The sequence below is a fragment of the Gammaproteobacteria bacterium genome (genome assembly GCA_015709635.1).
Taxonomy (GTDB): domain Bacteria; phylum Pseudomonadota; class Gammaproteobacteria; order Burkholderiales; family Nitrosomonadaceae; genus Nitrosomonas.
On the sequence record CP054180.1, the window covers coordinates 1,808,790 to 1,822,652 of the forward strand.

The 13,863-nt window shown below is 52.2% G+C and carries 12 protein-coding genes and 2 tRNA genes; 7 read left to right on the plus strand and 7 right to left on the minus strand.

Going from position 1 to position 13,863, the window contains the following annotated elements; all coding sequences use genetic code 11:
• Positions 1-199: 199 nt before the first annotated feature.
• Entirely contained in the window at positions 200-1,435 is a 1,236-nt protein-coding gene (locus HRU78_08520; protein QOJ23693.1) for a pyridoxal-dependent decarboxylase, exosortase A system-associated, read from the minus strand.
• Complete coding sequence (locus HRU78_08525; GenBank protein QOJ23694.1) at positions 1,432-3,015, minus strand: acyl-CoA ligase (AMP-forming), exosortase A system-associated; 1,584 nt, start codon at positions 3,013-3,015, stop codon at positions 1,432-1,434. Before HRU78_08525 ends, HRU78_08520 begins: the two co-directional genes overlap by 4 nt.
• A gap of 161 nt (positions 3,016-3,176) precedes the next feature.
• On the opposite strand from HRU78_08525, the gene gltX reads away from it, so the two are divergent.
• The 3 genes from gltX to HRU78_08540 all read left to right on the plus strand — a co-directional run bounded on the left by gltX (position 3,177) and on the right by HRU78_08540 (position 4,813).
• Complete coding sequence (gene gltX / locus HRU78_08530) at positions 3,177-4,568, plus strand: glutamate--tRNA ligase (GenBank protein QOJ24978.1); 1,392 nt, start codon at positions 3,177-3,179, stop codon at positions 4,566-4,568.
• Positions 4,569-4,621: 53 nt separating this feature from the next.
• Positions 4,622-4,697: transfer RNA gene (locus HRU78_08535), tRNA-Ala, on the plus strand.
• A 40-nt stretch (positions 4,698-4,737) separates the two neighbouring features.
• A tRNA-Glu gene (locus tag HRU78_08540) sits at positions 4,738-4,813 on the plus strand.
• Positions 4,814-5,092: 279 nt separating this feature from the next.
• Here HRU78_08540 and HRU78_08545 read toward each other — a convergent pair.
• Both HRU78_08545 and HRU78_08550 read right to left on the minus strand, forming a co-directional pair.
• The gene (locus HRU78_08545; GenBank protein ID QOJ23695.1) at positions 5,093-5,317 is read right to left on the minus strand and encodes a hypothetical protein; all 225 of its coding nucleotides are present in this window, start codon (positions 5,315-5,317) and stop codon (positions 5,093-5,095) included.
• 273 nt (positions 5,318-5,590) lie between these two features.
• Complete coding sequence (locus HRU78_08550; protein ID QOJ23696.1) at positions 5,591-7,267, minus strand: hypothetical protein; 1,677 nt, start codon at positions 7,265-7,267, stop codon at positions 5,591-5,593.
• Between the two features lie 260 nt (positions 7,268-7,527).
• Here HRU78_08550 and corA point away from each other — a divergent pair, with 260 nt between their 5' ends.
• The 4 genes from corA (at position 7,528) to HRU78_08570 (ending at position 10,224) form a co-directional block, all read left to right on the plus strand.
• A complete protein-coding gene (gene corA / locus HRU78_08555; GenBank protein QOJ24979.1) occupies positions 7,528-8,493 on the plus strand; it encodes a magnesium/cobalt transporter CorA in 966 nt (321 codons plus the stop codon).
• Positions 8,494-8,768: 275 nt separating this feature from the next.
• Entirely contained in the window at positions 8,769-9,161 is a 393-nt protein-coding gene (locus HRU78_08560) for an exosortase system-associated protein, TIGR04073 family (GenBank protein ID QOJ23697.1), read from the plus strand.
• A 36-nt stretch (positions 9,162-9,197) separates the two neighbouring features.
• Positions 9,198-9,890, plus strand: a complete 693-nt coding sequence (locus tag HRU78_08565; GenBank protein QOJ23698.1) for an OmpA family protein — start codon at positions 9,198-9,200, stop codon at positions 9,888-9,890.
• Between the two features lie 79 nt (positions 9,891-9,969).
• Positions 9,970-10,224, plus strand: coding sequence for a hypothetical protein (locus tag HRU78_08570; protein ID QOJ23699.1), 255 nt, complete (start codon positions 9,970-9,972; stop codon positions 10,222-10,224).
• A gap of 105 nt (positions 10,225-10,329) precedes the next feature.
• Here HRU78_08570 and HRU78_08575 read toward each other — a convergent pair whose 3' ends face one another.
• From HRU78_08575 to aroG, 3 genes are all read right to left on the minus strand, one after another.
• Positions 10,330-11,553: an aminotransferase class I/II-fold pyridoxal phosphate-dependent enzyme gene (locus HRU78_08575; GenBank protein ID QOJ23700.1), complete on the minus strand. Its 1,224-nt coding sequence runs from the start codon at positions 11,551-11,553 to the stop codon at positions 10,330-10,332.
• Between the two features lie 12 nt (positions 11,554-11,565).
• On the minus strand, positions 11,566-12,522 hold the full coding sequence (locus HRU78_08580; GenBank protein ID QOJ23701.1) for an NAD-dependent epimerase/dehydratase family protein: 957 nt from the start codon (positions 12,520-12,522) through the stop codon (positions 11,566-11,568).
• 223 nt (positions 12,523-12,745) lie between these two features.
• Positions 12,746-13,807: a 3-deoxy-7-phosphoheptulonate synthase AroG gene (gene aroG / locus HRU78_08585; GenBank protein QOJ23702.1), complete on the minus strand. Its 1,062-nt coding sequence runs from the start codon at positions 13,805-13,807 to the stop codon at positions 12,746-12,748.
• Positions 13,808-13,863 lie beyond the last annotated feature (56 nt).

Consider the following 13,863-nt stretch of genomic DNA (forward strand, 5'->3'; position numbering starts at 1 on the left):
AGTGCATTTTCCATTTTCATTCACATAAAACAAAGCTTTCCATTCAACAAGTAATACAAACTAACCGCAGCACAGCCATTTAAGTATATTTAAAGCGAATATTCAACTGATCTTCATCATTTAACAGCAGAATTGCAGCAAAGATAAGCACTTGTGCACATTTAACAACATCTATGCAGAAGATGACGAAATCCCATGATTAAACCAATACTTCGATCGGTACGGGATGATTCAGAAAAGCAATGGGGCTGGCGGTTAAGCCGTAGGCACCCGACTGCAACACGACGACCAGATCGCCTGCAGATGCCTTGGCCATCGGCAATTGATCGGCGAGTACATCCAACGGTGTGCACAATGGCCCCGTGACGGATACCACTTCCCTTTCCGCGCCGCGGACTTTATTGCCGATAATCACCGGATAGTTTTTGCGGATAACCTGGCCGAAATTGCCGGAAGCCGCCAGATGATGATGCAATCCGCCATCCGTAATGAGAAAGACTTGTCCGCGCGACACCTTGCGCTCGAGCACCCGGCACACATAAATCCCAGCTTCCGCGACGATATACCGGCCCAATTCAAGCGCAACCCGGGCACCCGGCAACTGCCGCTGAACTTCCGGCATCAGGCACTGTAAATTTCCGCCAACGGCGGCCAAATCCAGTGCCCGCTCGCCGGGAAAATACGGTACGCCGAAACCGCCGCCGATATTCAGCAGCCGTACCGGCGCTGGTGCATGTTCGGCTAGCCGGATGGCAAGTTGCAAGGATTTAGCATGCGCTTCCTGCAGCGCACTGGCATTCAGATTCTGCGAACCGCTGAATATGTGAAACCCATAAAAATCCAACCTCAGTGCAGCCAATCGTTTCAATATATCCGGCACGCATTCGGCGTCGATGCCGAACGGCTTCGGTCCGCCGCCCATTTTCATACCGGAGGATTTGAGCTCAAAATCCGGGTTAACGCGAATGGCTATTTTGGGTGTAATCCCCAGATCCGTTCCCAGTTGCGCGACTAATTCCATTTCTTGCACAGACTCGACATTCAGCATAACACCCGCCGCAATCGCGCTACGCAACTCGTATTCCCTTTTTCCCGGCCCGGCAAAACTGATTCTGCCCGGCGGCAAAACCGTATCCAGCGCCACGCGCATTTCGCCAGCCGATGCAACATCGATGCCATCGACCAAACCGGCCACATGCTGCACCACGGCCGGCATCGGGTTGGCTTTCATCGCGTAGTGCAGCAAAATCTCCTGCGGCAAATGCCGGCGCAATAAAGCGATCCGTTCGCTGATTTTTCCCCGGTCGTAGGCATAAAATGGCGTGCTACCAACACGCTGCGCCAGCCGGGTCAATGCCATACCGCCAATTTGCAAGCAATCCTCGTGCACGGGAAATTGCACAAGCGGCGCATGTTCCGGAAGTGAATTGCTCACTGATCGGACTCCGTAAACAAATATTGCATTTCCTGCGAGAGTAATTTGCGGTCTATTTTACCGTTCGGATTGCGCGGCAGATTGCCCTCACGCAATTCAACATGACTCGGTAACATATACGCCGGCAGGCGCTGCTTACACGCCTGCAGCAACAGATTCACATCCGCTTTCGCGCCGTTACGCGCCGTAGCGATCAGCGCGATCGCTTGCCCCAAAACGGGATGCGGCACACCGACGGCAACCGCTTCCGCAACCCATGACGAGGCATAAGCCACCTCTTCCACCTCGGTCGGACTGACCCGGTAACCCGAGGTTTTGATCATCTCGTCGCGACGCTCAATGAAATACAAAAATCCCTCTTCATCCATGCGCACGGTATCGCCGGACCAGGCGGCGATCTCCGTCAGGGGCAATCCGGCCTGGCGCGCTTTCACCGGTTTGAAACACTGCGCGGTTCTTTCCGCATCATTCCAATAGCCCAATGCCACCAAAGCGCCGCGATGTACCAGTTCACCCGGCTCGCCCGGCGCACACGGCGAACCGTCTTCGCGCAACACCAATACTTCGGCATTCGGCACCGCTTTGCCGATGGAATCCGGACGCCGGGCGAGTTCTTCCGGCGCCAGGTACGTCGAACGGAACGCTTCGGTAAAACCGTACATTAAAAAAATTTCCGTGTGCGGCAAAGCGCCGCGCAATTGACGCAATGTTGCATGCGGCATGGCGCCGCCGGAATTCGTTATGTAGCGCAACGACGATGCCTTTCCCCAATCGAGTTGCGCCAATTGAACCCATAACGGCGGCACGGCCGCGAGACCGGTAATTTGCTGTTCGTCGACGATGCGGATGATGTCGCGTGGCAGCAGATAATTCATCAATACATCAGCCGCACCGGCATAAAAAGCGGTCGTCAACTGATTCAATCCATAATCGAAGCTTAGCGGCAACACGGTCAGGATCCGGTCATCCGGACGGTTTTGCAAATACTGCGCGACACTTTTCGCACCCGCCAGCAGATTACGATGCGACAGCACTACGCCTTTCGGCTTTCCGGTACTGCCCGAAGTATAAATAATCGCGGCCATGTCGCTGTCGATGACTCTCGCTAGCGGGCGCTCACCGCTTTCCGCAACCGTTTCCCAGCCGACGACCGTCAATCCGGTGATGACCGGAAGATTGTTGCCGACGCCCGCCACAATCACGGTATGCAAGTCATGGCAAAGCGGCAATACCGTTTGCAGCAACTTCAGCCGCTCCGGCGAAGTGACCAGTATCCTGACATTGCAATCGATCAGAATATAAGCTACCTGCTCCGCCTTCAGCACCGGATTCACCGGAACCATAGCACCGCCCGCAGCCGCGGCGGCAAAGAGCGCAATCACCGTCTCGAAGCGTTTCTCCAGATAAACCGCCACACGTTCGCCGCGGCCTAAGCCCAGTTCGTGCAAGCCGCCCGCCGTTGCCGCAACCTGCCCGGCCAAAGCAGCATAGCCGATGCGCCGATCCTGATAGAACAAAGCCGCAGCGCCCGGCGTCCGTTCCGCAGCGGCAAAAATCAAATCATGGATCAAATCAGTCATGTAGAAAACGCAGTGGAGTCATGCACACAAAAGACACCGGAATTGAAAATTGCGCACATTATAATCGGCTTTGGCTTGCATACGGCTATCAACATACGCATTGGAATCGCGTAAACTATCGCCTTTCTTATCATTGACGCAAAGACAATCCGACAATCATGATGGTACGCACACGATTCGCACCCAGCCCGACCGGTTATCTCCACATTGGCGGCGCACGCACAGCGCTTTTTTCCTGGGCTTATGCTCGTAAGCATGGCGGAAAATTTATCCTGCGTATCGAAGATACCGATCTGGAACGCTCCACACAGCAATCGATCCAGGCGATTCTGGATGGCATGGCATGGCTGGGGTTGGATTACGACGAAGGGCCGTTTTATCAGATGCAGCGGTTAGCGCGTTATCATGAAATAGCCGAGCAATTGCTGCAAAATAACCAAGCCTATTATTGCTACGCCAGCAAGGAAGAATTGGAGGAAATGCGCGAACAGCAATTGGCGGCCGGTCTGAAACCACGCTACGACGGCCGTTGGCGCGATAGCAAAAAAACCCCGCCGGCCGGTGTGAAACCGGTACTCCGCTTCAAAAATCCGCTGGAAGGTTATGTCACATTCCATGATCAAATCAAAGGAAAGATCACCGTAGCCAACAGCGAACTGGACGATTTGGTGCTGCTACGCGGCGATGGCGTGCCGACGTACAATTTCAGCGTGGTAGTCGACGATCTGGATATGCATATCACCCACGTCATCCGCGGCGACGATCACGTCAACAACACGCCGCGCCAGATCAATATTCTCAAAGCGCTGAATGCAACGCTGCCGGAATACGCGCATGTGCCGATGATTCTCGGTGCCAACGGCGAGCGTTTGTCGAAGCGGCACGGCGCTGTGTCGGTCATGCAATATCGCGACGACGGTTATCTGCCGGAAGCGCTGTTGAATTACCTGGCACGGCTCGGATGGTCGCACGGTGACGAGGAAATCTTCAGCCGTGAGCAATTGGTCGAATGGTTCGATTTATCCGCAATCAGCCGCTCTCCAGCCAAATTCAATCCGGAAAAACTGCATTGGATCAACCAGCAATATCTGAAAACGACAGATAATGCCCGGCTGGCTGAACTGGCCGCGCCTTTTCTGACGAATGATAATTGCCGTTTCGATGGCGGCCCGGATCTGGCACAAGTCGTCGAACTGCTCAAGGAACGTGTCAACACCATCGAAGAACTGGCGGATGCCGCAGTGTACTTTTACCGCCCGCTGGAACCGGCTGAAGAGCTGAAAACACAGCATTTGACCGCGGCTGCCAAGCCGATCGTGACCGGTTTGTTGGAAACATTCAAACGGATTGAATGGACACGCGAAACGATTCACCAGGAAATAAAAACCGCCGCCAAAGCACACAATGTCAAATTACCGGCAATTGCCATGCCGCTACGGGTCATGGTAACCGGCGAAGTTCACACACCCTCGATCGATGCCGTTCTGGCACTGATTGGGCGGGAAGAAACACTGAAACGCATGAACAGCCACCTTGGCAGTTTCCCGGGATGATCTTTGCTTTACAAGCCATCATGGCATCAGTATAATCCCCCTTCCTTTGATCAGGGGGTATAGCTCAGCTGGGAGAGCGCTTGCATGGCATGCAAGAGGTCAGCGGTTCGATCCCGCTTATCTCCACCAGTATCTACTGGATGAAGCGGTGCTATACACATCCATCTTTGTCCCCATCGTCTAGAGGCCTAGGACATCGCCCTTTCACGGCGGTAACAGGGGTTCGAATCCCCTTGGGGACGCCAATAGAAACAAATAAATTATAAAAAAGCACCGCCTCTTTTGTTTCTAATGCGTAATGTATGAAACAAAAATATCATCGTTACTGACACATACAATCAAATCTAAAAATTAATCGCAATCACCGTAACGGGTGTGAAAAAAGTCGTTTAACCGGATTATCCGGTTTTACTTGACCAAGGTCAGTACAAACGAACGGTCTTGGATGGCTAACATTGAGATAACCGGCCTGCGCTAGAAATAGCGAAGGTCCGGTTGAATGTTGTGTTAATCAGAAATGTGAATCATGTTTTTGCCACCAATTGACTATTCTTTGCAACAATTTTGTCCGAGGCAGCATTAATTTGTGCGCGAAGCTCCGCATCTTGAATTCCAGAAGCAAGATCTCGAACAGCTAACGCTATCATGATCTGGGTTGTGGGGCGCTTTCCCCATTCTGGATCCTCCCAGTGACCGTGGAACCAATCCGTAAGACGAAGCAAGTACTCAAATCCGGCTTTCGATAGCATGATGTCCTCCAGTAATTATTTAAACTTGGGTTGCATTCAAGAGGCTTCTGCTGCTGCAGCCCATCAGTAGCAACAGGGCCTAACAATCAAATAGACTGTTCCTTGATATCTTCCATGTTTTTGGCATTAACAGCAACAAAGATGTCATTTTAATTGGCTTGCGGTTTGTAAATAATGAGAAGTAATAGCTCGTATGCAGTATAGGCGGGTCTTATAAGCAGAATTTACCAAAGCAAAATGCTCAGCTCACCTTCGAGGCTGCCGAATCAGATATTACAGCCGATCCAAATTGTCGCCCCAGCTCATGGTATCCTCGATCCAATAGGAATAGCGGCGTTCGTGATCTTCTCCAGCATCCGGAACAAGATCAAGGATACATAACGTCCGTCCGATACCGCGCCGGCGGTATTTTCCTTTTCTCGCGGTCACGATCTGATCACGCCAAGCCCCTAGGTTGATATAGGTATAACTTTTATGATTCGGGGAATTAGCCGGTTCCGGAAAATACAATTCTTCCTGCAGGGAAATATGGGTATGGCCTTCGCTATGAATGCGGAAGCCGTAATTGCGATATTCCGGCAAAAAAGCCGGAAAACCCAGAATTTCCTTGTAAGAAGGTGAATCGCTGGAAGTCATCAATCCGGTTTTCAGTTTAGACAAACCTCGCATCAGCAAATAGATCGCTCCCAATTCAAGCCGCGCGCTGAAGAGCTTTATCACCGATAGCAAGATCTTAGTGCACATGATGGCAACTCTAAACAGCGGCCTGGCACTTTGCCGGGTAAAATCCCAGCTCAACCATTGGTACATGGAAGAACTCAGTTGCTTTTCTATGATTGCATTGGCTTGCATAAGGTCTCCGCCCTTTTTCCGCAATCGCCAGGTCTCCTCGATCATTCTTCCCACAGCCAAATAAGTCGGCCGGTATAGATCCAATTCGTCCAAAATCCGCAGTAGCCGCTCGATTTCATCGCGCAAGTGCGGCTCATCCTTGATCAGGCTCTGCAATTGCGCCTTGGTCCGGAATATGAAACCTGCCAATAGTCCGGCAGCCACCGTATCGCCGAAACATGGCTCGGTAAAAGGGCTATAGTGAAGTTTCTGCCAAGTATTCAAATCCCAGCCGTCACTCACCTTCCAGCCGGGCAGTTCCAAGTTAACCTTGACGGCGCGGCAATTGTCCTCGTCCCTCCATTGCCCATGGGTGACGAAGAGCCTGAAACCTCGATCCCCCCAGTAAAATGGCAGCCATGGCGCAGTATCCGGATGATCGTTTAAATAATGATCCGGATTGCTGAAATACATTTGCCCGATCCATTGTTTGTAGTTCACTGATAAAGCCGGCAAGGGTTGCCCCAAACATTCCTCATAAAACCTCTTTAACGTTGCGTTGTCGGCCAGCATCTCCTTATCGTGGTTACCGAGCAGCACCAGTTTCTGAATCCTGACATTGCTCAGGTCCTTTGAGAGGCGGTTGAGCCAGTAGAAAAATCCCGGCTTGGTAGAAGTCTCACTATGATCGTTTACAACTAAGCGTTTGAGCCGATGGAAAAATCCCGATTGAGCGTCAGGTCTACTATGATTTTCAATAATTCCTTCGATAATTTCTTGCAGATTTTCTCTGAATTGCGGTTTATCCCGCTCCCAAGGATAGACACCGGTTTTTGCCCACTGCGCGGTACGGATCATGTCGGCGACATCTCCCGCCAATAGCAGATACAGTTCCCGCACGTCATGCTGGCGGCACAATTCCTTGATCCGGCCAAATACGTTTTCCCAAACCACGGTTTCAGCGCTCTGATTACCGACCGTTCCGTCGGTGAAATGCACATCGCTGAAGCAAACACATAAGCGGTTAGGCCGGTTTGGATCATCCGGATCGGAGAATCCCGCCTCCCGGAATACCAGGAAATCTTTTGGGAAGTTGTTATCGGTTTGATACTCATTCATTACCGTATACCCTGAGTGTATGCCGTCAAAGCAATCCGCATTGCGGATCGCCGTAATTAAGTGAGGTTTCAGCTCATCAAGTTTGAGCTTTATGGTTGGCTATCGTAATACATCTATCTCCTCGCCGCTAATGTGCACTATATTATTTTTCTGGTTCCGCCAAATCTGACCATCGCTCGTTCCCTTTTTCAGAGTTTTCCTAGTGCATCCGGTATGAAATGGGTAGACTGGCATTTCTTAACCAAGGCAAGGATTTTAACGTGCTCATCAATTGTGTTGCTTACGAAAACGGCGCGCGCTTGGCCGATCTTGCAGTTGAAGAAATCAGCGACTACCTGGAACGGCCGGGGTGTTTTGTCTGGGTTGCGCTGCGCGATGCCAGTCACGAAGAACTGGAGAAATTGAGAAGAGAGTTCGATCTTCATGAACTGGCGGTGGAAGATGCGCATCACGGCCACCAGCGCCCCAAACTCGAGGAATACGGGGAGTCGGTCTTCGTTGTCATGCATTTGCTCGAATATCACAATGGCGACATGAGTCTCGGCGAGATGCATATTTTCGTCGGCCCCAATTATATTTTGTCGGTCAGGAACCACAGCCAGCAACATTTTCTCGGAGTGCGCGAACGCTGCGAGCGGGAACCACTTCTGCTGCAGCAAGGAGCAGGATTTGTCCTGTATGCGCTGATGGATGCCGTTGTCGATCGTTATTTTCCCACCATCGACCGGCTGGAATCCGAATTGGAAGAAATCGAAGAGCAGATTTTCACCAAAGAAGCCGGTCTCAGCAATATCGAAAGGCTCTACGCACTCAAGCGGAAAATCATGATCCTGAAACATGTGGTCGCTCCGCTCATGGAAGTTGCCGGCAAGCTGTCGAGTAACCGCGGGCCCGTGTTGTGCTCCAATATTCGCGACTACTTCCGCAATGTCTACGATCATTTGATCCGGATTAACGCCTCCATCGACACCATCCGGGATACCATCAGCACCGCTATCCAAGTCAATCTGTCCATTGGCGCTATCGAAAACAATGAGGTCAGCAAGCGCCTCGCCGCCTGGGCGGGGATTTTCGCTGCCGCTACGGCATTAGTCGGAATTTGGGGGATGAACTTCGAGCATATGCCTGAATTACAATGGGAATACGGTTACCCGCTAGCGCTCATGACCATTTGCTTGGCTTGTTTCTTTCTCTATATGCGTTTCAAACGGATTGGTTGGTTGTAACTACTGGTATATCGTACTAAGGAAGCTCTGAAAAGGGAACAAGCGATGGCCAGGCAAGGCAAATTCAGAGTTTTCCCAAATATAAGCAATTAACTTAGTCAGAAATAAGCAAACACTTATTTATTTACCCAATTAATGGGCTTACCATAGAAGCGGGCTTTAAATAAATTTCCAAGCAAGTCAGCAATCAAAGTAAAGATCGATATGAGATCTGCGCTTTTAGGTGTCTGTGCGTGGTCTCGTGTAGTTTCAATTCTAAAAACAGGGAGCTACTCATGAGTAAAAATAAAATCCTGATTGCCTGCATTCTGACGTGTTCTCTCATGATGACGTCACCCGCCAGAGCGGAAAGTAACTTTATCGACAAACTCAGCCAGGGCATTGCCAATATTGCCTTCGGCTTTATCGAAATTCCCAAAAACGTGATCAATATCACCAACGATGAAAACATTTTTCTAGGTCTGACGTGGGGTGTTATCCGCGGAATTGTCCATGGAGTAAGCCGGACACTGGTGGGCGGCGTGGAAGTCATCACTTCGCCGATTCCAACGAGTGAATTTGCCTCACCGGCTTATGTCTGGAATCGTTTCAGTGAAGACAGCCGTTATTTTGGCCTGCATTATCCCGGCTATTGGACCAGCTACGGCCCGTTGGATAGTGGCGAGTAGTCCTGCTACGGCTCATTCAATCACGAGGATATCATCATGAAAAAATATCACTGCTTACCGCTTGCAATTTCGATACTGTTTTTAACCGCCTGCGCTACACCCAAAACCGATACGGAAGATCTGAAGGCCGAAATTAAAGCCGCCAGATCGGGTCACTACGGACAAGCCATGCTGCATCAAGAGCAATCGGAAGAAGATCTGGAGACCGCTAATGAGATTCTGGGTCATCTTGAAAAAAATCACTACTGGAATATCAACGAGAAGCAGAAGGCGTTGGATGCCGCGAAATCAGCCGCGCGTCATCGTTTGGAAGCGGAGAAGGCAATGTGTCTGTGGTTGACGGAAGTACACGGCCATAACCACCATAAAAAAGAAGCGATTCACGATACCGTCGCGTACTTCAAAACGGGCAGCGCGGTGCCCTTTAAAACCAAAGACGAAACGATCAGCAAAGTGGGTAGCTGGCTACAAGCGCACCCCGATGCGACTGCAACCGTCACTGCCTCCACGGATACGGTCGGCAAAGCGGAATACAATCGGGATTTATCGGAAAGAAGAGCCCAGGCGATGATACAACGATTAGTCGCCAATGGCGCAAAACCCAGTCAACTCATCGCCAAACCAATCGGTGAAGTTCCGGGCGCGGACAACACACCCGATCAGGAAAACCGTGTGGCGATTGTAATCACATCGCACCCCAATTACATGGATTGCCCCAATGTAAAATAGCGCAAAAGTCCACCTGGCTAAATCAAAAACAGCCAGGTGGGCTCAGCACTTTGTTCCAATCAACAAGAGAAAAATGAACATGAAACTACGCTGCCTTTTTATGATGATGATAGCGCTATTGACTTTAGCCGCCTGTGAACAAAAACCGGCGGGTACCACGGAAAAGGTCATGGACAAAGTCAACGATGCGCTAGACCGGCGCCCTAACGAAAAAGCGCGCGATGCTATCGAAGATGTCACGAGTGCCGTAAAGGATGCTTCTGAAGAAGCTCAGGGAAAAATGGAAGAAATCTCAAAAGAGATAAAGAATCAAACTCAGGATGCCGCGAAATAATTCAATGCCATGAATTCTGCTGCTATTTTTCATTATTCTGCCGCATTGAAGGGTTCATTTTTCCCTCTGTCCGCGCACTGAAATGGCCTGAGACCGGATCCGCCACTACTGGCGAAAATCCGCCAGCACATTGAGTAAATAGTCCACATCCTTCTCCGTATGTTCGGCGGAAACTTGCAGACGGATTTCCTGATCGCCTTGCGGCACGACTGGATAATTCAGACCGGTAGCGAGGATGTTATGCTCGAATAAATACGCGACCAAGGCAGCAGTCTTGGCGGTATCGCGAATGAAGACCGGAACGATGGGATGTTCTCCTGACAGTGTTTCAAAACCCAGCCGTTGCAATCCGGATCTCAGTTTGCAACTGAAATTATGCAATCGCTCCAGCAAATACGCACCTTCTGGGCTCTCCAAAATATCCAATGCAGCTAATGCGGCAGCCGCTTCAGCCGGTGTGATCGGATTGGAATAGATATACAGCGGCGCGGTTTCCCGCAAGTAAGCGATAGCCGTGGCGCTGGCGGCAACGTAACCGCCGTTGACGCCGAACGCCTTGCCGAGCGTGGCGACCAGCACATCCGCGCGGGCACCGGTGACTTCCTCGGTGCCACGTCCGGTGTCGCCGAAAGCGCCGATGCCGTGCGAATCGTCCAGCACGGTAATAATTCCTTCTGCATAATCACCCTGGTGCTTGTCGCAACACACAGCAAGTTCGGCCAGCGGCGCATAATCGCCGCGCATGCTGAAAATCCCGTCGGTCACGACGCACACCCGTTGATAGCGCTCGCGGTTGGTACTCAGAATATTTTCCAGCTCACGCATATCGCCGTGCGCATAAATTGCTTTCCCGGCGGGATGCGCCAGGCGGATCGCGTTGATGATGCAATTGTGATTCAGCGCATCGCTGACCACCAGCGTTTGTTCGGAAATCAACTGCGGCAGCACGCCGGTCATCGTCGCATAAGCGGCGCTGAACAACATAACCGCTTCGCGCCCGTGAAACGCCGCCAACCGCCGCTCCAGCTCGACGTGCGGCGCGTACGTACCGCTGATAAAACGCACTGCGCCGGGACCGGCGCCGTATTCCTCGACCGCACGCGCTTCCGCTTCAATGACCGCCGGATGCCGCGCCAGCCCCAGATAAGAATTCGAATTCATGCGCAAAAATACACGTTCGTCATAACCTTGCAAGCGGTAGCGCGGGCCGAAACCGGCGGACGGCGGCAGCACGCCGCTGACGATTTTCTCGTCGCCCTTGCGCACGCCCTGTTGTTGCAGTTGATTGAGTTTTACTTGGAACAACGGTTCTATTTTTGCAAGCGTCATGACACCCTCCGGTTATTCGTTGCGTAATTTCGCCGTGATATGCGTCAGCATATCGGCCACCATCGCCGCTACATCGTAACGCGGCTGCCAGCCCCATTCGGCGCGGGCGGCGCTGTCGTCCATATGACGCGGCCAGGAATCGGCGATCGCCTGGCGCAGCGGATCGATGGCGTAACTGATCGTGAAATCGGGTAAATGCTGTTGGATGGCCGCCGCCAGTTGCGCCGGCGTGAAACTCATCGCGGTAACGTTAAAGCCATTGCGGTGCGTCATCCGGCTGGCATCGGCTTCCATCAATTGAATCGCGGCGTCAATGGCGTCGGGCATGTACATCATATCGAGTTGCGTGCCGGAACTCAGGAAACAATCGTAATGCCGCTGTTTCACCGCGGCGTAAAAGATATCCACCGCATAGTCGGTGGTACCGCCGCCCGGCAGCACCTGGTTCGAAATCAATCCGGGATAGCGCACACCGCGCGCGTCGATGCCGTAACGGCGATGATAGTAATCGCACAACAGTTCGCCGGTGACCTTGGTAATGCCATAGATTGTCGAAGGATGTTGCACGGTATCCTGCGGCGTATCGAATGCGGGAGTTCCCGGACCGAACGCGGCGATGGAACTGGGAAAAAACACCTGGCAACGGTGCTTGCGCGCGCTTTCCAGCACGTTCAGCAGACCATTCATGTTGATATCCCAGGCCTGCAGCGGCTGCTCCTCGGCCACGGCGGAAAGTAGTGCGGCGAGGTGATAAATGACGGTAATGCCCTGCTCCGGCACCAGCGCATCGAGCGCCGCCGCGTTGCGCACGTCGAGACTGTAATAGGGACCGGAATGCGCCAGATGACCGGGCGGCTCACGGCGGTGCCCGGCGGCGATCACGTGATCCGCGCCGTAACGCTCGCGCAGCACCTGCGTCAATTCCACGCCGATTTGACCGGTTGCGCCGGTCACCAGAATTTTAAGCATTCCTTCCTCCGCGCTTAGGTATCCTGCCGGCCTCCTCCATTGCAGCCTCCGGAGGAAACAGAATCAGAAAACTAGGGAAACGCTGATTAATTCGGCGAACGAGATGAAGCACGAGGCGCACGGAACACAGCAACCGAGACATATCAACAAGATAGGCGAGGAAGCGAGTACCGCGCAACGAAGTGATTCGCTCGTATAGTCAATTAATCAGCGTTTCCCAAGGTTATTTCTTTCTACGTTTCTCGACCGCTTCGGCAAGCTGGTGCAACACGCGTTCCGTCGCTTCAAAACTGATGCAACCATCGGTGATGCTTTGCCCGTACACCAGCTCTTCGCGTTTCTTGCCGTCGGCCTTTTGATTACCTTCGACCAAATGGCTTTCGATCATCACGCCGCAGATGGTAGCACTGCCGCTGGCAATCTGTTCCGCCACATCGGCCGCCACCTCAACCTGGCGGCGGTAATCCTTATGACTGTTGGCATGACTAAAGTCGACCATCAAACGCGGCGGCAGTTTGGCTTTTTGTAATTCTTCCACTGCTGAGGTGACGCTTGCCGCATCGTAATTCGTTTTACGCCCGCCGCGCAGAATGATGTGGCAGTCTTCGTTGCCTTTGGTGGCAAAAATGGCGGTATGCCCTTCCTTGGTCACGGACAAGAAATGATGCGGACGGGAAGCCGCCGCAATCGCATCGATGGCGATATTCAAATTGCCGTAGGTACCGTTTTTGAAACCGATCGGACAGGATACGCCGGATGCCAGCTCGCGATGCCCTTGGCTTTCCGTAGTGCGCGCGCCGATCGCCGCCCAACAGATCAGATCGGACAAATACTGCGGACTGATCAGGTCCAGATACTCGGTAGCGGATGGCATGCCGATGGTGTTCAAATCCAGCAACAACCGCCGCGCCGTCCGCAGCCCTTTGTTGATATGAAAGCTGTTATCCAGATCGGGATCGTTGATCAATCCTTTCCAGCCGATTGTCGTACGCGGTTTCTCGAAGTATACCCGCATCACGATTTGCAATTGCGGTTTGAGTTTTTCGCGCAAATGCTTCAACCGCGCCGCATACTCCAATGCCGCATCGACATCGTGAATGGAACACGGTCCGACCACAACCAGCAAACGGTCGTCCTCACCGTGCAAAATGCGATGAGTCGCTTGCCGCGCGCTATAAACGGTTTCTGTTGCGCTTTCCGTCATCGGATATTCGCGGTGCAGTTCCACCGGCGGAGTCAGTTCGTGCACGCCGACAATGCGCAAATCATCGGTCTGGTATTTCATAACAATTCCTTTTTATTGACACCCAAGTCTAAATGCAAAGATTTGCTTGGCAACAA